Source organism: Sporolactobacillus sp. KGMB 08714 (genome assembly GCF_036598985.1).
Lineage (GTDB): Bacteria > Bacillota > Bacilli > Bacillales > Sporolactobacillaceae > Sporolactobacillus.
Genome location: NZ_JAUUBW010000001.1, coordinates 309,580 through 330,901 on the forward strand (window position 1 = coordinate 309,580; position 21,322 = coordinate 330,901).

23 protein-coding genes are annotated in these 21,322 nt (G+C 46.8%); 20 read left to right on the plus strand and 3 right to left on the minus strand.

What is annotated here, in order from left to right:
• Nucleotides 1-8: 8 nt before the first annotated feature.
• The 17 genes from Q6A92_RS01400 (at nt 9) to Q6A92_RS01480 (ending at nt 16,656) form a co-directional block, all read left to right on the plus strand.
• Nucleotides 9-554 (plus strand): SpoIIIAH-like family protein, encoded by a 546-nt coding sequence (locus Q6A92_RS01400; RefSeq protein ID WP_274400338.1) that lies wholly within the window; start codon nt 9-11, stop codon nt 552-554.
• A gap of 214 nt (nt 555-768) precedes the next feature.
• Nucleotides 769-1,224: an acetyl-CoA carboxylase biotin carboxyl carrier protein gene (gene accB, locus Q6A92_RS01405; protein WP_274400340.1), complete on the plus strand. Its 456-nt coding sequence runs from the start codon at nt 769-771 to the stop codon at nt 1,222-1,224.
• Between the two features lie 13 nt (nt 1,225-1,237).
• Entirely contained in the window at nt 1,238-2,590 is a 1,353-nt protein-coding gene (gene accC, locus Q6A92_RS01410; RefSeq protein WP_274400341.1) for an acetyl-CoA carboxylase biotin carboxylase subunit, read from the plus strand.
• 18 nt (nt 2,591-2,608) lie between these two features.
• The gene (locus Q6A92_RS01415) at nt 2,609-3,016 is read left to right on the plus strand and encodes an Asp23/Gls24 family envelope stress response protein (protein WP_332236800.1); all 408 of its coding nucleotides are present in this window, start codon (nt 2,609-2,611) and stop codon (nt 3,014-3,016) included.
• A gap of 186 nt (nt 3,017-3,202) precedes the next feature.
• Complete coding sequence (gene nusB, locus Q6A92_RS01420) at nt 3,203-3,595, plus strand: transcription antitermination factor NusB (protein WP_274400343.1); 393 nt, start codon at nt 3,203-3,205, stop codon at nt 3,593-3,595.
• A gap of 229 nt (nt 3,596-3,824) precedes the next feature.
• On the plus strand, nt 3,825-4,697 hold the full coding sequence (folD, locus tag Q6A92_RS01425) for a bifunctional methylenetetrahydrofolate dehydrogenase/methenyltetrahydrofolate cyclohydrolase FolD (RefSeq protein ID WP_332236801.1): 873 nt from the start codon (nt 3,825-3,827) through the stop codon (nt 4,695-4,697).
• On the plus strand, nt 4,687-6,051 hold the full coding sequence (xseA, locus tag Q6A92_RS01430) for an exodeoxyribonuclease VII large subunit (RefSeq protein WP_274400345.1): 1,365 nt from the start codon (nt 4,687-4,689) through the stop codon (nt 6,049-6,051). The genes folD and xseA overlap by 11 nt, the downstream gene beginning before the upstream one ends.
• A complete protein-coding gene (xseB, locus tag Q6A92_RS01435; protein ID WP_274400346.1) occupies nt 6,035-6,292 on the plus strand; it encodes an exodeoxyribonuclease VII small subunit in 258 nt (85 codons plus the stop codon). The genes xseA and xseB overlap by 17 nt, the downstream gene beginning before the upstream one ends.
• Nucleotides 6,289-7,173 carry a polyprenyl synthetase family protein gene (locus Q6A92_RS01440; RefSeq protein ID WP_332236802.1) on the plus strand — a complete coding sequence of 295 codons (885 nt, stop codon included), beginning with the start codon at nt 6,289-6,291 and terminating at the stop codon, nt 7,171-7,173. Before xseB ends, Q6A92_RS01440 begins: the two co-directional genes overlap by 4 nt.
• 750 nt (nt 7,174-7,923) lie before the next feature.
• Complete coding sequence (locus Q6A92_RS01445; protein WP_274400350.1) at nt 7,924-8,541, plus strand: hypothetical protein; 618 nt, start codon at nt 7,924-7,926, stop codon at nt 8,539-8,541.
• A 14-nt stretch (nt 8,542-8,555) separates the two neighbouring features.
• Nucleotides 8,556-10,472: a 1-deoxy-D-xylulose-5-phosphate synthase gene (gene dxs, locus Q6A92_RS01450; RefSeq protein WP_274400368.1), complete on the plus strand. Its 1,917-nt coding sequence runs from the start codon at nt 8,556-8,558 to the stop codon at nt 10,470-10,472.
• Entirely contained in the window at nt 10,469-11,296 is an 828-nt protein-coding gene (locus Q6A92_RS01455; RefSeq protein WP_274400369.1) for a TlyA family RNA methyltransferase, read from the plus strand. The genes dxs and Q6A92_RS01455 overlap by 4 nt, the downstream gene beginning before the upstream one ends.
• A gap of 125 nt (nt 11,297-11,421) precedes the next feature.
• Nucleotides 11,422-13,122: a DNA repair protein RecN gene (gene recN / locus Q6A92_RS01460; protein WP_274400352.1), complete on the plus strand. Its 1,701-nt coding sequence runs from the start codon at nt 11,422-11,424 to the stop codon at nt 13,120-13,122.
• A 126-nt stretch (nt 13,123-13,248) separates the two neighbouring features.
• Entirely contained in the window at nt 13,249-14,532 is a 1,284-nt protein-coding gene (spoIVB, locus tag Q6A92_RS01465; protein WP_332236803.1) for a SpoIVB peptidase, read from the plus strand.
• Between the two features lie 228 nt (nt 14,533-14,760).
• Nucleotides 14,761-15,576: a sporulation transcription factor Spo0A gene (spo0A, locus tag Q6A92_RS01470; RefSeq protein WP_274400356.1), complete on the plus strand. Its 816-nt coding sequence runs from the start codon at nt 14,761-14,763 to the stop codon at nt 15,574-15,576.
• Between the two features lie 217 nt (nt 15,577-15,793).
• A complete protein-coding gene (locus Q6A92_RS01475; protein WP_332236804.1) occupies nt 15,794-16,156 on the plus strand; it encodes a DUF4236 domain-containing protein in 363 nt (120 codons plus the stop codon).
• A gap of 185 nt (nt 16,157-16,341) precedes the next feature.
• A complete protein-coding gene (locus Q6A92_RS01480; RefSeq protein WP_332236805.1) occupies nt 16,342-16,656 on the plus strand; it encodes a hypothetical protein in 315 nt (104 codons plus the stop codon).
• Between the two features lie 65 nt (nt 16,657-16,721).
• On the opposite strand, the gene Q6A92_RS01485 is transcribed toward Q6A92_RS01480, so the two are convergent.
• Both Q6A92_RS01485 and Q6A92_RS01490 read right to left on the minus strand, forming a co-directional pair.
• On the minus strand, nt 16,722-16,925 hold the full coding sequence (locus Q6A92_RS01485) for a hypothetical protein (RefSeq protein WP_274397891.1): 204 nt from the start codon (nt 16,923-16,925) through the stop codon (nt 16,722-16,724).
• A gap of 780 nt (nt 16,926-17,705) precedes the next feature.
• Nucleotides 17,706-17,912, minus strand: a complete 207-nt coding sequence (locus tag Q6A92_RS01490; RefSeq protein ID WP_332236806.1) for a hypothetical protein — start codon at nt 17,910-17,912, stop codon at nt 17,706-17,708.
• Nucleotides 17,913-18,122: 210 nt separating this feature from the next.
• Here Q6A92_RS01490 and Q6A92_RS01495 point away from each other — a divergent pair, with 210 nt between their 5' ends.
• Complete coding sequence (locus Q6A92_RS01495; protein ID WP_274397893.1) at nt 18,123-18,482, plus strand: 3D domain-containing protein; 360 nt, start codon at nt 18,123-18,125, stop codon at nt 18,480-18,482.
• A gap of 372 nt (nt 18,483-18,854) precedes the next feature.
• Nucleotides 18,855-19,124: a phosphocarrier protein HPr gene (locus tag Q6A92_RS01500; RefSeq protein WP_274397894.1), complete on the plus strand. Its 270-nt coding sequence runs from the start codon at nt 18,855-18,857 to the stop codon at nt 19,122-19,124.
• Between the two features lie 264 nt (nt 19,125-19,388).
• Here Q6A92_RS01500 and yidC read toward each other — a convergent pair whose 3' ends face one another.
• Nucleotides 19,389-20,081 carry a membrane protein insertase YidC gene (gene yidC, locus Q6A92_RS01505; RefSeq protein ID WP_274397895.1) on the minus strand — a complete coding sequence of 231 codons (693 nt, stop codon included), beginning with the start codon at nt 20,079-20,081 and terminating at the stop codon, nt 19,389-19,391.
• Nucleotides 20,082-21,087: 1,006 nt separating this feature from the next.
• Here yidC and Q6A92_RS01510 point away from each other — a divergent pair.
• A partial coding sequence (locus tag Q6A92_RS01510) for a hypothetical protein (RefSeq protein WP_332236807.1) occupies nt 21,088-21,322 on the plus strand: 235 nt, incomplete at its 3' end.

Genomic DNA, 21,322 nt, shown 5'->3' on the forward strand with positions numbered 1-21,322 from the left:
GTTTGAATATGTTGAAGAAACAGACTATCTGGTTGCTGACCATGCTCAGTTTAATCGTTGTCCTCTCAGTCTATGCGCTGACTTCTCCCAGTCAGCCGTCCAATAGTGCTTCTCAAAGTTCGGCAGGTTCATCAAAGGCAAGTTCATCAAAACAAACGACGGCGGGCAAAGGGCAGCCGGTTGCCACCGTCAGCGCCGCGGATAATAAATTGGCAGAGATCGAACTGCAGAAAGCGGATGAAAGAAATCAGCAGGAGCAGAAATATCAGAGCGTCATTGCTTCGGGGAAGAGTTCCCCGTCCGAGGTCAGTGCGGCTTATGATGCCATGCAATCCATGAGCACGCTGTCAAATAATGAAATGATGCTTGAAGATGTTATCCAGGCAAAGGGATTTAAAAATGCCGTTGTCAAAACAAGCGGGAATCAGATCCAGATTTTTGTTGAACAAAATAAGCTGAGCGGGCAGCAGGCGAATACAATGATCAGGCTTGCCAATCAGTATCTCGGTTCCGGGAAGATCGTCAGTGTCAATTACGCATTGGCCCAAAATTAGTAAGAAAATGAATGGATTTGAAGATTTTTTGAAGATAATTAGGTACAATAGAGACTGTTGCGGACGGACGCAGCAGTTTTCTTTTGAAGAAAAAAGAGAGTCATTATTTCATATTATCGCTGCATCGTTTTATCAGTCCTGTCGTCCGGCGCGGACAACAAATGAGGATATGATATAATTAATGAAAGCGATTGGGACAAGGGGAGTGCTGAATTTGTTAAGTATTGAAGATATTAAGGCTTTAATGAAGGAGATGGATGCATCCTCAATAAGCGAACTGAAATTTGAGTCGGAGGACAGCAAGATTACTTTGCGGAAGGCTGCGGCGTTTTCTTCGGAAAATCCGGCTGTTCAGCCTGCCTCGCAGGCCGCTGTTGCGGGAGCTTTTCCGGCCCGCGAGACGACGAGCGGAGGGGATTCCGATTCTTCACTTCACAAAATTACGGCCCCGATGGTCGGTACCTTTTATGCGTCATCCTCTCCGGACGCGGAGCCTTTTGTCAAAGCAGGCTCCAAGGTCGACAAAGCAACGGTTGTCTGCATCGTTGAGGCCATGAAACTGTTCAACGAAATCGAAGCGGAAGTCAAGGGCACCATTGTCGATGTACTTGTCGAGAACGGCCAGCTTGTCGAATACGGTCAGCCGCTGTTCCTGGTCAGGGAAGATTAAGGAGCCGTCATTCATGATAAAAAAAGTGCTCATAGCAAACAGAGGAGAAATTGCGGTTAGGATTATCCGCGCTTGCAAAGAATTGAATATAGAAACCGTTGCCGTTTATTCGCAGGCGGATAAAGATGCGCTGCATGTGCAGCTGGCCGACGAAGCTTACTGTATCGGACCGAGTGCGGCGAAAGACAGCTATTTGAATTATACGAACATCATCAGCATCGCTTCCCTGACGGGCTGTGACGCCATTCATCCGGGATACGGATTCCTTGCGGAAAATGCCGATTTTGCCGAAATGTGCGAAGAATGCAATCTGATCTTTATCGGCCCCTCTGCCGATGCGATCGGCAAGATGGGAATTAAGGACGCGGCCAAGCAGACAATGAAAAGTGCCGGTGTTCCCGTCGTGCCCGGTTCAAACGGTGTGATTGCCGGTGCGGAAGAGGGTATAAGAATAGCCGGGGACATTGGTTATCCGGTACTGATTAAAGCGACGGCGGGCGGCGGAGGCAAAGGGATCCGCATCGCCCGCAACGATCAGGAACTGCGCCGCGGAATTGCGATTACTCAGCGGGAAGCGGATACGTCTTTCGGCAATCCCGGGGTCTATATCGAGAAATACATTACCGACTTCCGCCATGTTGAAATCCAGATACTTGCGGATAAGCAGGGCCATACGATTCATCTCGGCGAACGCGACTGCACCATTCAAAGGCGTCTGCAGAAGCTTCTGGAAGAGTCCCCTTCGCCGGCATTGACGGAAGAGAAGCGGCAGGAGATGGGAGCGGCCGCTGTCAGGGCGGCGAAGGCCGTTCATTATGCCGGGGCAGGGACGGTCGAGTTTATTTATGAGCCGAACGGTTCCTTTTATTTCATGGAAATGAATACGCGCATCCAGGTCGAGCACGGCGTCACGGAATCGGTTACGGGCGTGGATCTCGTCAAGGAACAGATCAGAATAGCTTCCGGAAAGCCGCTTTCCGTTAAACAGGCGGATATTCAATTAACCGGGCACGCTATTGAGTGCCGGATCAACGCGGAGAATCCGGAGAAAAATTTTATGCCTTCCAGCGGACGCGTGGAAACGTATCTTCCGCCGGGCGGGCCGGGGGTACGGATCGACTCGGCTGTTTATCAAGGTTATTTTATTCCGCCTTACTATGATTCCATGGTAGCGAAAGTGATCACATACGGCAAAACCCGGGATGATGCGATTGCGATTATGAAACGTGCTCTTGAAGAGTATGTCATTGAGGGAATCAGCACGACGATCCCCTTTCACTTGCGCCTTTTGAATCATCCCGTTTTCACCAGCGGCAAGTTCAATACGAAATTTCTTGAAAAATATCCTCTGAACGAACAAGGTTAAGCATGGAGGTGTGAAAACATGTCCGAAAAAGAAAATCGGCCGGTCGAAGTCGAAGAACAGCAGGAAGGTTTGGGCAAGATCGAAATTTCTCCCGAGGTCATCGAAGTCATTGCGGGCCTTGCGGCAGTCGAAGTGGTCGGTGTCAGCGATATGCACGGAAATTTTGCTGCCGGTGTCGTTGAAAAGCTTGGCGGAAAAAGTTTCCGGAAGGGCGTTAAGGTGGATCTGACCGACGAAGGTATCGTGATTGATGTTCAGCTGACCATGAATTACGGCGTATCGATTCCGGAAGTAGCGGAAAAGGTCCAGGAAAATATCGCTCAGACGTTGAAACGGATGACGGCACTGGATATTCATGAAATCAAGATTCATGTCGTCGGCATTCGATTTGACCAGAAGGACAAGAAAATGCCGGAAGACTACTGAGAAGCAAGGGGGAGAAGCGGGCGGGACCCTTTTGCTTCTTTCCTTATTTATGAAAAAGAGTCCCGAAAGTTTTTATCCATTTAAAAAAACAGAAGAGAGCGAAGCGCCGGTAAATGAATGCCGGTTTTCAAGAGAGATCGTTCATCCGATGCAGCAAATCGAATTCAGAGGGGGAGTAAGGAAGGGATGAATCGAAGACAGGCAAGGGAAATGGCGCTGCAGGCGCTGTTTCAGATCACGCTGAGCGATACGGACAAAAAAACGGCCATTGAAGCCGTTAAAAAAGAGGACGGCAAGCCGGTCGACCCGTTTGTCGATCGCTTGCTGAACGAAACGATCGCTCATCAGCAAGAAATTGACCAGCTGATCGGCAAACACCTCGTTCACTGGTCGTTCGGCCGTATCGGAAACATAGACAAAACGATTCTACGTCTTGCCGTCTGCGAGATGCTTTTCTTTAACGATGTTCCAAAAACAGTGACGATGAATGAAGCCATTGAGCTGTGCAAAAAATATGGCGATGAGGAGACACGGAAATTTGTAAACGGGGTTTTGTCCGGCATTTCCAAAGAAATATAGAAGATCCTGAAGTACAAATACAAAAATCGTTTTGGGCTCAAGCGCGGATTTGTGAAAGGCCGTATTTTTTCGGGACCCGTTGTCCCGATTTCCGAAAATGACATTTTGCGGCAGCCTTTTATTTGCGTAGGGGACCCGTCGGCAGAAAGCCATTGAAAACCGAGTCGGACAGATCATTTATTTTTCTATAATAACTTCGTTAGTGATTCCAGAGAGGCGGAATGATGATATGACGGCACAACTGATTAATGGAAAAGAAATCGCACGTGCGAAACGGCTCGCGATGAAGGCGGCAGTCGGAAAAATGAAGTCCGAAGGTGCGGTCCCCGGGCTGGCGGTTGTTCTGGTCGGAGAAAATCCGGCATCTCAGTCGTATGTAAAGGGAAAAATCAGAGATTGCAAAGAAGTCGGCATTTATTCGGAACTTATTCATTTTCCGGAATCGGTTTCGGAGAAAGCACTGCTTGATAAAATCAGAGAGCTGAATGAAAAAGCATCCGTCCACGGCATTCTCGTCCAATTGCCGCTCCCGAAACAGATATCCGAACAAAAGGTCATTCAGACGATCAGCCCGGCCAAGGATGTTGACGGTTTCCACCCGATCAATCTCGGCAGAATGATGACCGGTCAGAGCAGTTTTGTACCCTGTACGCCGGCGGGCATTATTGAAATGCTTCACGCCGTCAATGTACAAATTGCCGGAAAACATGTGGTCATTGTCGGCAGAAGCAATATTGTCGGCAAACCGGCCGCGCTGCTTTTCCTGAATAACAATGCGACCGTGACCCTCTGCCATTCGAAAACGACACCTCTTTCTCAGTACACAAAACAAGCGGATGTCCTCGTGGTCGCGGTGGGGCACGCGGGCCTGATCGGAGCGGAAGACATTAAGCCGGGCGCAATCGTCATTGATGTCGGCATGAACCGCAATGCCGACGGCAAGCTGGCCGGGGACGTTGAATTCGAAGAAGTCAGAGAAAAAGCGAGTTTCATAACGCCCGTTCCCGGAGGCGTCGGACCGATGACCCGTGTCATGCTGCTGGAAAATACGCTGAAGGCCGCGAATCACTTTATCAGGGAACGGGACCTCCATGCTGAATGACCGCTATGTCAGCGTCACCCGGCTGACGCGCTATATCAAACAGCTGATGGAGTCGGACGGCAGGCTGCAGGATGTGTGGCTGAAAGGCGAGATTTCCAATTTCAAAAGACACTCGCGCGGGCATCTGTATCTGACGATTAAAGATCAAAACGCCCGGATACGTGCCGTGATGTTTGCCGGCAATGCAAAAAATCTGGATTTTGAACCGGAAGACGGAATGAAGGTACTGATTCGCGGATCGATTTCCCTCTATGAACCCTACGGAGAGTATCAAATCTATATCCGAGAGATGGAACAGGATGGACTGGGACGGCTCTTCCTTGCTTTTGAAGCATTGAAAAAAAAGCTTGAGTCGCTTGGCATGTTTGACCCGTCGCAAAAGAAGCCGCTGCCAGATGTTCCCTATGAAATCGGTATTGTCACGTCACCGACCGGAGCCGTCATCAGAGATTTGTTTACAACGATCAAGCGAAGATTTCCGGCAGCGAGAATTACCGTCTTCCCTGTGCTTGTTCAGGGCGCCGATGCCGCTCCGTCTATTGCTGCAGCCATTCGCCGGGCTAACGGAATGAAAAATCTTGAAGTCCTGATTGTCGGCCGCGGCGGCGGTTCCATTGAGGATCTCTGGGCTTTCAACGAAGAAATTGTCGCCGAAGCGATTTTTCAGTCGCGGCTTCCGGTCATCTCCGCTGTCGGCCACGAAACCGATTTTACTATCGCGGATTTCGTCGCGGACAAGCGGGCGCCTACGCCGACTGCGGCGGGTGAATTTGTCGTTCCGGACAGACGGGAGCTCGGAAGGCGGATCGATGATCTATCCGGCAGGCTCCAGAAATCGATGAATGCGAGACTGGTTCGCGGAACGGACCGCCTGAAACAGATCCGGCAGGCCTACGCATTTAAATATCCGGGACAGCTGCTTCTTCAGAAAGAACAGGAGCGGGATCAGGCGACCGAGCATCTGCGAAAGGCTGTGACCCGGCTGCTGGGCGGAAAAACAGATCGGCTGGTTATGGCCGACCGGCTGCTGGGCAATAATCAGCCTGCCGCCCGGCTCGAGCGTTCCCGGAAACTGCTTCAGGAGCATTCCGGACAGCTGCAAAAAGCCTTCAACCGTTTGTTCAAAGAAAAAAGTACGGATTTTGATCAGATCATCCGCCAGCTGAATGCGCTCAGTCCGCTTAAAATTATGGCGCGCGGGTATAATCTGGCGTATAATCAGCATGATCAATTGGTTAAATCCGTCAGGGAGATTTCTCCCGGGGATCCGTTAACTATTCAGATGTACGACGGTAAAATAGATTGCCAGATTTGGGGAATTGAGGAGGCGAAAGCAAGTGAGCGAAGCAAGTGAGTCCGATCAAAACGCGGTACCGACTTTTGAAGAAGCGATGGAAAAATTGGAAACGATTGTCCGGCAGCTTGAAGAGAGCGACGTTCCGCTTGAAAAAGCGATCGATTTGTTTCAGGAAGGCATGTCGCTTTCCAAGCTTTGCCATGAAAAATTAGAAACCGTCGGTAAAAAGATGGATCAACTGATTGACAGCAACGGCGAAGCCCGTCCGTTCTCTGTGCAGGGAGATGATAAGGAATGACTGTGCGCCTGGATGCCTATATGCAAGAAAAAAAGGCGTGGATCGACCGTCAGCTTCCGCTCTTTTTACAAGATAGAACTATTCCCGGCAAACTCAAAGAATCCATGCTTTATTCGCTGACCGCGGGCGGGAAACGGATCCGCCCGATCCTTCTTTTCGCTGCTCTGGATACCCTGGGAAAAGAAGAAGACCTGGGGCTTTCAACTGCGGTGGCTCTGGAGATGATCCATACATACTCGCTGATTCACGATGATCTTCCGGCAATGGACAACGATGACCTGAGGCGCGGCAAACCGACCAATCACAAAATGTTCGGGGAAGCGACGGCGATACTGGCAGGCGACGGCCTTCTCACCGTTGCTTTTCAGATCGTTGCCTCGGATCCTATACTGGACGGTGAAGTCAGGAGCAGACTGGTCGCCCTTCTTGCCGGCGCAGCGGGGCCGGAAGGAATGGTCGGCGGGCAGGAGGATGATCTGGAAGCTGAAGAAAAAACCCTGACCTTAGGCCAGCTGATGTCCGTGCACGGGCGGAAAACGGGCAGGCTTGTCAGATTTCCTCTGGAGGCGGCGGCTGTCATCGCAGGTGCGACGGAGCAGCAGACACATTCTCTGACCGGCTATGCCGACCACCTCGGCCTTGCCTTTCAGATCGGCGATGATATTCTTGATATTACAGGAAATGAAGATGAACTGGGCAAACCGGTCGGCAGCGATCTCGACAATCATAAAAATACATACGTCAGCCTGCTCAAACTAGAGGGAGCCAAAAGAAAAATGGCCGACCATGTCGACCATGCAGTCGGATTTTTACGCGAATCGGGCTTCGAAAACGGCCTGCTTGCCCAAATTGCCGAGTTCGTTTTAAACAGAACTTTTTAAGCGCGGAAGGGCAAAAGTTTGTTTGAGAAAATGAGAGACATATGTTAAAATAAAGTGTGTATATAGTACAGGTGGTGCAGTATTCTAGTCACTCCGCTTTGTTTGAAGACGGGGCTAAAAATCCGTCAAAGGGCACATCGATGAAGTTCCTGGTGCCGGCTTAAGGCGCCCAGCTTTGGGTCGGTGCTGGGAGTAAAGAGCGTAGGGCGATCCGCAACGGCATGTGGGCGAAGACCCTGCGCTTGTGGAGACACGTAACGTTGTTTGCTTTCAGCAAAATGACTATGTGGAAAACCTGTTTCGTTAGTACTTGATTAGAGAAAAGCGAACAGCGTAGCCTGCCTTGAGTGGAAAAGAGGGGATAGAGGCGTGTAACCCGTGAATTGCTTGGCCGGCGTTCCGGGCGTGCGCTTTCTTGAAATCAATTCTGCAAAAGAGGCTAGAACAGAGTATCGGAGTGCTTGAGGAAATCTCCTAGACTGTTTGTACAACATCTGTAAAGGATTACGGTGCGTGCTGAGTGGTGTTCCAGTTCGGCGGTTGGCGACGCCGCCGGTCCGGCTTTAAAAGGAAACTGCCCGACTGGCAACAGAGGGCAGCCTGACGGGAAAACCTACTGGACCTAAGGCGCAATGTTTACTTTACAGATGACCTCCTGTTTTACATAATTTTGCACATCGGCGAATATGATTTTCAGCGAGGATGTGAAGACTTGATCGGGGCGGATGTTTTCCCGAAATCAGGGATTGAATGAAAAATGAAATTATGAAGTCTTTGAAATGGGCTTTTTCGATAGCCGTTATCACGCTGGTGTTAGCGGCTATTTTTTCAATTATTTCGACTGCTGTCCTGAACGGAGTCGGTGTGTTCAGCGGCATTTTGGTCGTGCTTGTCATTATCTTTATTCATCTTTTGTTTGATATAATCGGAGTGGCAGCAACGGCTGCAAGCGAAGTCCCGTTCCATGCGATGGCTTCGAAAAAAGTCAGGGGAGCGAAATACGCCGTGTGGCTGACCAAAAATGCCGATAGAGTCTCCAGTTTCTGCAACGATGTGATCGGTGATATTTGCGGCATCATCAGCGGAACGGCGGCAGCTGTCGTGGTGGTCGAACTGGTTGCCCTGTTCGCCAAGGAAAACGGGGGACTGATGGATTATGTCATGTCCGTTTTGGTTACCAGTTTAGTGGCGGCGCTTACAGTATATGTAAAAGCACTCGGAAAAACCTATGCGATCAATTACTCGGTTCAAATCATGTATCAAGTAGGTTATCTATTTTACTTTGCCGAGCACCGTCTTCATATTCCGATCCTGCGTATCCTCGATAAAAAAACGGACGGCAAAGCAAGAAAAAGAAAGGGAAAATAAGGTGTGTGATTAAAATGGATGTGACGTCGATAAAAAATCCGAAGTTTCTTAAAAAAATGTCTGTCGCGCAAATGAATAATCTGGCGCGCGATATTCGTTCTTTTTTAATCAAGAAACTGTCAAAAACGGGGGGGCATCTGGCACCGAATCTTGGAGTCGTTGAACTAACGCTGGCTCTGCACAAAGTGTTCAACAGCCCGAAAGACAAACTGATCTGGGATGTCGGGCACCAATCCTACGTTCACAAAATATTGACGGGAAGAGGGGATAAGTTCGACACGCTGAGGCAATATAAAGGCCTCTGCGGATTTCCCAAACGAAATGAGAGCGAGCACGATGTCTGGGAAACGGGGCACAGTTCGACGTCGCTTTCCGCAGCGCTCGGCATGGCGGTTGCCAGAGATCTGAAAAAGGAGCACTTCGATATCATTGCGATCATCGGCGACGGGGCGCTGACCGGCGGCATGGCGCTGGAAGCGCTGAATGATATCGGCCATCAAAAAAGGGATATGATTATTGTATTAAATGACAATGAAATGTCCATCGCTCCCAATGTCGGCGCCCTGCATAATATGCTGGACCGCATGAGATCCGCTCAAAAATACAACCGGGCAAAAGAAGATATCGAGTATTTGATGAAAAAAATACCGGCTTTCGGCGGAAAGCTTGCCTCTGTTGCTGAGAGAGTGAAGGACCGTCTGAAATATTTGCTTGTTTCCGGTGTTTTTTTTGAAGAACTCGGAATCACCTACATGGGTCCCGTCGACGGCCACAATATCAATGCGCTGATCGACAATTTGAATTTTGCTAAAAAAAGGAAAGGGCCGGTTCTGATCCACGTTCTGACACAGAAGGGAAAAGGGTATAAGCCGGCAGAAATGGATGCGGTCGGAACCTGGCACGGCCCGGGTCCTTATAAGATCGAATCGGGCGCCTTCATTAAACCCGTCACATCGGCACCATCCTACAGCAAGGTCGTCAACGATATGCTTCAGGATCTTGCACGGACGGATGACCGCATCATCGTTGTCACACCAGCAATGGTTGTCGGTTCGAAGCTGGAGGGATTTGCTAAAGAGTTCCCCGACCGGCTTTTTGATGTCGGAATTGCCGAACAGCATGCGGCAACATTTGCTGCCGGGCTGGCAACCCAGAACATGAAACCTGTGCTGTCCATTTATTCGACGTTCATGCAACGTGCCTATGATCAGATCATCCATGATATCTGCAGGCAGAATCTGAATGTTTTTATTGCCATTGACCGTGCCGGGCTGGTCGGCGCAGACGGAGAGACTCACCAGGGCGTATTTGATATCAGTTTTCTCCGCTGTCTGCCGAATATCGTGATTATGATGGGCAAAGATGAAAATGAGCTGCGCAATATGGTTTATACAGCCATTAAATATGACAAAGGGCCTGTGGCTGTCCGTTATCCGCGCGGAAACGGCCTCGGGGTTCTTATCGACGAAAAACCGTCGCAGATTCCGATCGGAAAGTGGGAACTGCTCAGAGAAGGGGCGGATGCCTGTATCCTGTCTTTCGGGCCGATGCTTCAGGTAGCGCTTGAGTCGGCCAAACACCTGCAGTCTGAAGGCATCCAGGTTGCAGTTGTCAACGCCCGTTTTCTTAAACCGCTGGACGGTGACATGCTGAATCGGCTGATGGAACGCGGGCTGCCGATTCTGACACTTGAGGAAAGCACCCTTGCCGGGGGATTCGGCTCAAGCATTATGGAGTTTTACCATGATCACGGCTGTCACGACGTGGCCATCAAGCGGATGGGAATACCCGACCGGTTTATTGAACACGGAAGTGTCAGGGAACTGCTTGAAGAACTCGGCCTGACAAGCGATCATGTCTGTACCGTTATAAAACAGATGATTAAGGAGCAAAAGGCCGACAGGCGCGGACAGCGGAGGATTTCATCATAATGAGGGAGAAAGAACGTGTGGATGTTCTGCTCGTCAAAAAAGGGCTGTTTGATTCCCGGGAGAAAGCGCAGCGCGCGGTAATGGCCGGGACGGTTTATATAGGCGATCAGCGTGTCGACAAGCCCGGCAGCAGGATTGACAGCGGAGTGTCTTTGAACATTAAGGGCGATCCGATGCCGTACGTCGGGCGCGGCGGATTTAAGCTGGAAAAGGCTTTGAACGTTTTTCCAATCAGCGTCGCCGGCAAACGGATGCTGGATATAGGAGCTTCGACAGGCGGGTTTACCGACTGTGCACTTCAGAACGGAGCGGCTAAAGTGTATGCCCTCGATGTCGGCTATAATCAGCTGGCATGGAAACTGCGGAACGATGCCCGCGTTGTCGTTATGGAGAGAACCAATTTCCGCTACTGTACACCCGAGGATTTTCCCGAAGGGACGCCCGACTTTGCGACGATTGATGTTTCTTTCATTTCTCTAAAAAAAATTCTTCCTCCGCTGAAAAGCATCGTGCTTCCCGGCAGCGATATTGTTGTGCTGATCAAGCCGCAGTTTGAAGCAGGGAGGAGCGAAGTCGGGAAAAAAGGCATTGTTCGCGATCCGGGCGTTCATGAGCATGTTTTGCGCGATCTTCTGCAATTTTCTCTGCAAACCGGATTCAGCGTTTTAGGGCTCGATTATTCGCCGATAACGGGAGGAGACGGAAATATTGAATTTCTTGCCCATCTGAACGCGGATCCGGGCAGTGCGGATAACAAACTATCCGTCTCTGTCCGGGAAATTGTCGTAGGCGCACATCGGGCATTTTCTAAATCTGATCGGTGAAAAAAAGAGCGGATAAACGGCTCTTTTTTTATAATTTAAATCTCATGTGATCGTTGACGAAAAAGCAAAAAGGGGAGAGAATAAATACAGAACCTACGTTCGATTGCCAGAAAGGAGTTTTTGCGATGCTTCTTGAACTGCAGATTCTGAACTTTGCGATCATCGAAAAGCTTAAAATCACATTTGAGAACGGTCTGACCGTTTTCACGGGGGAAACCGGCGCCGGAAAGTCGATCATTATCGACGCAATCGCTTTGCTTGCGGGCGGGCGGGGTTCTTCGGAATATGTCCGCCATGGAACAAAAAAAGCAGAAATTGAAGGTCTGTTTGAAATCAATGATCACCACGAAGTCCTGCAGCTTCTCGATAATTTGGGAATCGATAAAAATGAGGACATGATTATCCTAAAAAGAGAAATTTCCGAAAAGGGAAAAAGCATCTGCAGGGTAAACGGCAAATTAGTGACTCTTGCCTCTCTTCATGAAATCGGGCAGAAATTGATCGATATACACGGCCAGCACGAACATCAGCTTTTGCTGGATCCTGAACGCCATCTTCCGCTCATCGATCAATTCGGCGGCGACAGGATTGCCGGGCCGATGTCGGCCTATCGGGAAGAATATCGGAAGACGGCAGAACTGGCCGGGCAATGTGCCAAATTTAATAAAAACGAAAAGCAGATCGCACAGCGTGTCGATCTTCTTCAATTTCAGATAAAGGAAATCGGGAATGCACAGTTAAAACAGGACGAAGAAGCCCAGCTTCTCGAAGAAAAGCGAAAACTTGTTAATTTCGAAAAAGTTTTTCAGGCATTGAAAACGGGCTATGAAGCGCTGGACGGAGAAAACAAGGGCCTTGATTGGCTGAGACGTGCTGCAGGAGAGCTTCAGTCGGTTCAGGATCTGGACAAGGAGCTGAAAGAGTTTTATGAGTCGGTTTCCGGCAGTTATTACGTCATCGAGGAACAGGCCTCTTCGATACGGAATTATCTGGAAACAATGGAGTATACGCCCGATCGGCTCGACGATATCGAACTAAGGTTAAACGATATCCATCTGCTCAAGCGAAAATACGGGGCCAATATCAAGGAGATTCTCGATTATTATACGAAAATTGAAAAAGAATATGATGATCTGACTCATCGCGATGAAAAATATGACAAGCTTAATGAAGCATTTTCAGTTCATCTGGATAAATTAAGAAAGAAAGCGCTGACCGTATCCGCGGCCCGGAAAAAAACGATTGCGCAGCTGACGCGGTCCGTTAATCATGAGCTTAAAGATTTATATATGGAACACGCGCGATTCGATGTCCGCTTTGAGCAGCAGGATGCCTTGGATACGTTCGACAGCTATCAGGCGGACGGTATCGACAGAGCCGAATTTTATATCACGACAAATCCGGGGGAACCGCTCAAACCGCTCGCGAAAATTGCGTCAGGCGGAGAGCTTTCGCGGATTATGCTGGCGATTAAGTCAAACTTTAAGCAGGTCATCGGTTTAACGTCGATCATTTTTGACGAGGTCGATACCGGTGTCAGCGGCCGTGTCGCCCAGGCGATGGCGGAGAAAATTTTCAGCCTTTCAAAGTCATCTCAGGTTTTTTGTATTACCCACCTGCCGCAAATTGCCGCCATGGCCGACCAGCATTTGTATATTGCAAAACATGTAACCGAAAATAATCGGACGAAAACAACTGTAAAAAAGCTGAGCTCTCCGGAAAAAATCCGTGAGATCGGACGAATGATATCCGGTACGAAAGTGACGGATCTGACAAAAAAACATGCCGAGGAACTGCTTAAAATGGCTGAAAAAGTGAAAATTTAAGTTGGAACAGCTATCCTGTTATGGAATCAATACTTGAAGGCCGTGACTCATAAATCTTCTTCGCTCAGGTCATTTTAAATAATGCACTGCAAGAGAGGGGTGCGTATGGAGCGAGGAGAGTGAGTCATGAGACATAGAAAATGGTTCGGAATGCTGGCCGGATTTGTTCTTCTCTGTTTTCTGATCGGGCTGTGCGGCATCAGGTCCGATCGGCCGGTCGACAAATCCACCTTGGGAAAATTTTCTTTTCAGACGGGGACAGCGGACGTTAATGTCCGGCCGGCAGACGGGTCGCCGATGACTGCCGGCAATCAAAAATGGATAGCGGCTTCTGCGGATCGGGGCCCGGATTGGGAGCAAATTGAGCCAATATCCTTTTTCAATCGGCAATCTCCGAGAACGGATGCCCGGATTCGTCCGGATCTTCTCCTAGTACCCGGAGGGGAGTCCATTGGAGTAAAATTGAATACACGCGGGGTTCTGGTTGTCGGCTATCATCTTGTGGATAGTGCGGAAGGGCAGGCTTCGCCCGGTGAATCTGCCGGCATCCATATAGGGGATGTCATCACGAAAATAAACGGGAAGCAAATGGTCTCCATTCGCGATATCCGGCAGGTGATCACAGACTCCCGCGGAGGGACGCCCGTCAGGCTGACCGTCCTTCGTCAGCAGACGCTGCTCGATAAAAAGCTTGTTCCTGTCAGGGACAGAAATAATCTGCACTATCAGCTTGGCTTGTATATCCGTGATTCAGCATCAGGTATCGGTACGATGACTTTTTATGACCCGAAGACGTCTTCGTACGGTGCACTGGGGCATGTCATTTCCGACAGGGATACCGGACAGCCGATTCGGATCCGGGAAGGGAGTATCGTTCGTTCAACGGTCCAGGCGATTGAAAGGGGATCAGAGGGAAAACCGGGAGAAAAAATTGCTTATTTTCCGGATAATGCACTCAGCATCGGTTCTGTAGATAAAAACACGCCGTTTGGAATTTATGGCCACCTTCAGGGAAATTATGGAGCGCGTTCCGCAGGAGAACGGAAGGCTATTCCGATTGCACTGGCCGATCAGGTTAAAGAAGGGCCCGCCCAGATTCTGACCGTGCTCGACGGCAATAAGGTCCAGGCATTTGACATCAAAATTCTGAACTCGGTTCCGCAAAAATATCCGGCAACAAAGGGACTGGTTATTAAAATAACCGATCCGCGTCTATTGAAGGCCACGGGCGGTATTATCCAGGGAATGAGCGGCAGTCCGATCATACAGGACGGAAAACTGGTAGGTGCGGTAACTCATGTTTTCGTCAGTGATCCGACAAGCGGTTACGGTGTGCACATTGAATGGATGCTTCAGGAAGCGGGATTGGCTGCTTATCAAAAAAATCATTTAAAACAGGCAGCCGGTTAACAAAAAACGAAGATTTTATGATGTACAATCGGAAAAAATAGACCGATTTGAAAAATTGTCCGACAAAGTATTGTCGATATATGACGAATAAGGGCGAATAGCAAAGAAAAAAACGGAAAAATGAAAAAAATGCACGATAAAAATAGACGGTTTAAACCTAGAAATAAAAGGAAAAAATTCCTCCTTGTCGAAAAACTAATGGAGAATATATGACAAGGGGGATTACTTTTGCAGAAAATCAAGGTATGCCTGACTGACGATAATCAGGAACTAATACGATTGATCGACGATTATTTAACATCCCAGGATGACATTGAAGTGATCGGGACGGCGAAGAACGGTCAGGAATGCCTGGAGATGCTGAAAACTGTGACTCCGGATGTGCTCCTATTAGATATTATCATGCCTCATCTTGACGGCATTGGCGTATTGGAACAGATCCGTGCCAATCAGGCACTCCCCAAACCGAGCATCATCATGTTGACTGCGTTCGGACAGGAGGATGTTACTAAAAAGGCCGTAGAACTGGGTGTTTCTTATTTTATCTTGAAACCGTTTGATATGGCCAATTTAGCCAATAATATCCGACAGGTTGCAGGGAAGAAAGAGATGGACCCCGTATTCTCAGGCAGAATACCCGCCCCCTCAATTCCGAGCAGGCCTCACGATTTAAACGCAAGCATCACAAGCATCATTCATGAAATCGGCGTGCCCGCCCACATCAAAGGGTACATGTATCTCCGGGAAGCCATTTCCATGGTATACAACGACATAGAACTGCTCGGTTCGATAACGAAAGTGCTTTATCCCGACATTGCCAAAAAATACAAAACGACATCGAGCCGGGTAGAAAGGGCCATTCGCCACGCCATCGAAGTCGCATGGAGCCGCGGAAATGTAGAAGCCATTTCTTCTTTGTTCGGCTACACGATATCTATCTCCAAGGCAAAACCGACGAATTCGGAATTCATCGCCATGGTCGCAGATAAACTGCGTATCGAGAACCGGGCGGAAGAACGCGAGCACAGCGGCGCTTTTCACTGACAGTGAGGGATTCTGAAATTTGGGATTAGATGGATGCCGGACGAATAAACCAACAAACACGGATCATAAATCAATAAACTTAATTAATGATATTTAATAAATAGCCTGTCTTTATTAGCTGATGCAGTTAGTGAAGGGAGGCTGTTTTTATTTTACGGTTTTTAATTTACCATAAATTAGTAATGGATTATAATCAGATTAAAGGAGTTTGATCAAAATGGGGTTCCGCTATAGGAGGTCTATTAAATTATTCCCCGGGGTTAAGATTAACTTTGGCAAGAAATCACATTCATGGACAATAGGCGGTAAAGCAGCACGGACTACATACAATCCGACGACAAAGAAAGTGACTCAATCCTACTCGACACCTATTAAAGGGCTTTCCTGGAGCAAACAATATTCCGCAAAACAAAAGCAGGAAGAAACGGCGGTCCAATCAACCACACCTGAGCGAAATAAGGGTACAATTGCGGCTATCTTTGGGTTGATTAGTGCGCTGCTTAGCCTTGGGTGGCAGCTTTTAAAGATTGGAATTTTACTGTTTGTTCTGTATTGGATCATCAGAATATTTTTCTTCTGAGTTATGACGGTAAGGTTCCTTGTTTTGAAAACCATACTGAAAAAGCATAAAGGTTATGACTATCGGTTGGATCTATAGTCCAGTTAATAAGGAGGCTGCCGGTTTAGTAACTGCCGCTTTGGCAGGCCTAACTTTTCATCTTCAAAAGCGAAAGTGACAATGTCGAGAAAAGTGGAGATTGAAAAATGAATGAACCGACTTTGAAAGAAAGATTAATCCAGGATATTCTGAATATGTCTAATGATCAAGTGAAGGCAATCGATAAGATGATTACTGAATATAAAAAGTCACTAATTCTTTATGATGATGAACCGTTGACCGCTGAAGAAGAACAGGCCATTAAAGAGGCTGAGGATGATCTTAAAAATGGCCAAACAGTTTCTTATGACGAAGTATTTGGAAATGAAGAGCTATCTGAAGAAGAAAAACAGGTATTAAGGGAATACAATGCCGAGAAAATGAAATTTGAGGACGTTGATAAAATCAGGAGAGAGGAATGATACGGCTTCCTGAGATGTAATCGACGGTCAATCTCAGTACCCATCAAAGTGAAGGGTACTTTCTTTTATTCGACTTCAACATCATCACCGAATATTTCTTTGATGCGATCTTCAAAATGTATATGTATGTCCTTAAATTTATCATCAAACTCTTCCCGGGTCATGATTCCTTTATCCATCAATATATATAGCATGGCTGTGATTCGTTCATAATTTAATACGGCCTCGGTTCCCAGTTCGGTCATGATTTCATCGTTTGATCTTGACATATTTTCATCTCCTTATTTAGATAGGTTTACCCTGTTCGGCAGAAATTATGAATGTATTAATCGATAAATAGAAAGAGAATAATGAAATTTATTAATAAAAACCGATCTCATCAGAAACTGGGCATCTCTTGACATATACGGATAAAATAATCGTTTTAACCCTAAAATCAGACAGTGTAGAAATCAGTTTGGAGGTGTCCAAACTAACAGAATATCCTGTCCGTTTAATCGTTGGCGGAAGCAACGGCATGGAATCTGAATGAAACATCATCTGTGAAAAACAGGATCACTCGTTAAAAAATATGGTTATCCGGAGAATATAAATAAATGACGACTATTATCTGTGATGATGCATTTGAAGGAAAAGTTATCTATGAAGATACGGGATTTTCGAACGCTCTAAAATGACGAACTTGATTTTGCTAAAGAAGGGCTATGTTCTTGTAAGCGGCGGCGTACGCAAAGCAGGATGAAGGAGAAAATAACGGAGTCGGCATTGATTACAGACGGACATCATGATCTCTTCGGCTCGTGTAGGGATGAATGGCCCATCTCCTGCACTTTCATGGAAAAACAAAGGGTTCCCGTTTGTTGTGCCATGCCGAAGTGGGCAATTAAACTCTGTATCTCCATGTCTCGGGAAAAATACAGGCTAGTCAATTATTTTCATTTTTTTAGTGAAGCAATGATGCAGAATCTAAGACATTAAAAATAAAATCATTTGCTAAACGGCAATCATTTAGCGAATGATATTTTCTTGTACATCAGAGCGGCATCCGTTCACGACAGGCGCTCTGCAACAGGATTCGGGGCGGATAGTGCAGAAGTTGTACGGTTTTCAATCGGATGATTCTCTGTAACATAATAAATGGTGTAGCTTCCTGCACATATAATGGCAAGAATTAAAACGGAAGCAATGATGCCGAACCAATGCCGGATAATAAACGGTTTTCTTTTTTCCCTGTTGTGATATCTGTGTGCTTCCACCTAACATCACCTCGTATAAATATATTATAAAACGGAGATCGCCGAGCCCTTAAAATTTCAAAATAAAACTATAACTTTCAAAAGAATATATGAAATCCTGCCTTCATCAAAAATGTAATGAAACATGCATTTGCTTGAAATATAACCGTTATATTCAACTGTTAGAGTAAAAAGTAGCCAAAGTAAAGAAAATAAAGGGTGCTTATAATAATGAAGAAAATGATTCTGTTGCTGATAACAGTCGTGTTTTTGCTGTCGGGTTTTTCAAATGTCGCTTCGGCAAAGAGTTCATCCGTAAAATTAACGGTTCAGGCAACGGCCTACTGTGAACTCGGCCGGACGGCAACCGGTTTCGATCTTTCAAAAAATCCGAATGCAAAGGTGATTGCTGTTGATCCGCGTGTTATTCCGCTCGGTTCGAAAGTATACATTCCCGGGTACGGAACCGCTGTTGCCAGAGATACCGGCGGAAGAATAAAAGGACATATTATTGATGTTCATCTCCGTTCTCACGCACAGGCGATTAAATGGGGAAGAAAAAAAGTGAATATTATCGTTTACCGTAGATAAAAGGAAACACCCTTTACGATCGAAGGATCGGATGGGTGTTTTTTTTGCGTTTCTTCATAAGATGAAACAGGCTGAATGAACGTGGAAAAACAGGGAAAAGTGATAGAGAAGGGCCTGGATGAGCAGACAGCGTGCTTTTTGCAGGATGATGATCAGCCGTTTCATCTTTTCATTCGTCGATTTAGAAATTTTTTTACTTGTTTTCCATGACATGACCGCTTAGTAATGATAAAATAAAGTCATGCTTTGTTGATTGTTGTCTTTTAATTGCTGCCTTTTAATTGCTGTTTTGTTAATTGCGGGTGCATTCTTTAAATCGGATGCCGCCTGTTGATTTAAATTTATTTTGAATATGGAATGGAGCGAGTGAAAATGGAGAAAACGTTTATAGTCACTGATGAAACAGGTATTCATGCCCGTCCTGCAACGGTTCTGGTAAGCGAAGCAAGTAAATTCGAATCGAATATTAATATTGAATACAATGGCAAAAAAGCCAATCTGAAAAGTATTATGGGTGTAATGGCTCTGGGCATTATGCAGGGTGCTGAATTCACGGTAACGACGGAAGGCTCCGATGCCGACGAAGCAGCCGCAGCCATCGAAAAAGTTATTACCGCACAGAGCATCGGCAAAGAAAAATAAGCAGCGTGTTAGGCCGAGCAAAAAAGAGCGGATCTCCGGAGAATCCCGGGGACCCGCTTTTTTTGATTAAGTTGCATGCTTTCTGTTGGACAGGGCTGTTTTTTAAAAAATTCACACGATCTGGACAGGTTGTTAAAAAAGCATGACGATTAATATTTTTATGGCCGCTGAAATTAAAACAGCTATTTTCGATGAGTCGGCTGACGAAGCAGTCTCTCAAGGAATAATTGTTTGATTTTAGTATCCGGCGCTTTGAAACGGCAACTAGTCATTTTCTGTTTCCGGCTGGTGTCCTGCCCGGTATTTAAGCATTGCCTGCGCCGCAAAAGTCTGGACGATCAGAAAGATACCGCCGACGATCCAATAAAGCGGAAGAGCCGCGGAAGTAGACATAGAAGCAAAGACAATCATAACCGGAGAGATCAGACCGATCCACTGCATCGACTGCTGCTGGCTGTCGTCGCCCGCCGGCATCAGCTTCTGACTGATTCTGAACTGCAAAAAATAGACGACTCCGGCTGCAACTGTCAGAATAAGATCAGTATGTCCCAAACTGAACCACAGAAAGTGATGGGAAGCGATTTCCTGTGAATTTCTTATGGCGTAATAAAAACCCGTCAGAATCGGTATCTGAATCAGAATCGGCAGGCAGCCGACAGCAGAAAGCGGATTAATATTGTGCTTTTTATATACGCTCATCATTTCCGCTTGGATTTTTTGTTTTTCAGCGGGATCGTCCGCTTTTTTCATCCTTCCCTGGATGTCTGCCAGTTCCGGCTGTACAGCTTTCATTTTCTTTCTTAAATCAAATTGCTGAATATACTGTTTCATCATCAACGGCGCGAGCACAAGCCTGATCAGTATGGTCAGGGTGATAATTGCCATACCGTAGTTATTCCCGAATAAAGAAGCGGCAAACTGAATCATTGTTGTAAAAGGTGCGACTAGCTGTCCCAAATTTTTTCCTCCTAAAAATGCGGCTGACGGCATTCATTCTTCGTCAGTCTTCGAGTATAAAAAGTCTCAATCATACACTCAGAGTTTTAGAAGGAAATTTATGATGTTTCGAGTCATTGCCCGAGCTTTCTTTTCTGCACATGATATGTGACAACCAGAGAAGGAAAGAATCAATGAAGCGAACGTGTGTTCGAAAAAAGACGCTGATCGGCAAGTGCGGCTTATATTCGCTGCAATACTGAAGCGAACACGGACGGGCTTTACCAAAACGGAGAATGCGAAGAAAAGGCATCGAAAGCCCTAAAATAAGAAAGAGTGTCGGGAGTGCGGGGTCATTCAGCATATAGGTCAGTAAATCAATTATGGCTGTCACCTTCTTTCGATTGAAGACTTTCTTCATTATATCATATGGCTTGTCCTTTTATGTTGCGGATGATCATCAGACAGTGAATCAGACCGGAAACGTCTGTGATGATAACGAAGATGGCAATCATTATCGGTATACCGCCGATATAAAAAAGAAAGTACCAGGCTGAAGATAAAAATATATCTTCTTCCAGACAGATTTTCATTCGAGGGATAATTTTCGAAAAGCCGTGAAGTGCTGGATTGCAGTCCCGGATTTTTTGGAGGTTCACAGTGGAATTTCATGATTAAGCCGCTTTCTGGAGGGTCCGGCGTCGCTTTTCTTCCCGGGAATATGAATTATGTTGATGATTGAAGAAGGAAAACTGATGCGGAGGCTGTCAATGATTAGAAAAAACGTTACTTTTCCTTTGCACCCGGAAACTGGATATTGAAGAGCAGCCGATTTGCAGGGGACGGAGCATGCAGGGGCGACGATGTATTGTGCCGGCTCTATATTTTGCTCTGCCAGGGCCAGTGGGTTAAAAACGAATAAAAATCGTATGAAAATTGTTGACATCTGTTGATAAGGATGATATATTATTTTAGTCGCTGTTGTTACTCTTTATTGACAGATGATGATTATGAAGGTATAATTACTTTGTATCATCGTAAGCCTCGGTTGACAGCAGTTAATTTTTCTGTTAAAATCTATAACGCTGTCTTCGAGAATAATAGCTTTTTGGAATGTTCCTTGAAAACTGAACAAAAGCCAAGCGCAATTGAGAAGGGGCCCACCCTTCAATCAATTCAAACAGCTGAGGAATCAAACACGGAAACAACGGATCTGCGGATCCGAAGCAAGCGATATTTTATGGAGAGTTTGATCCTGGCTC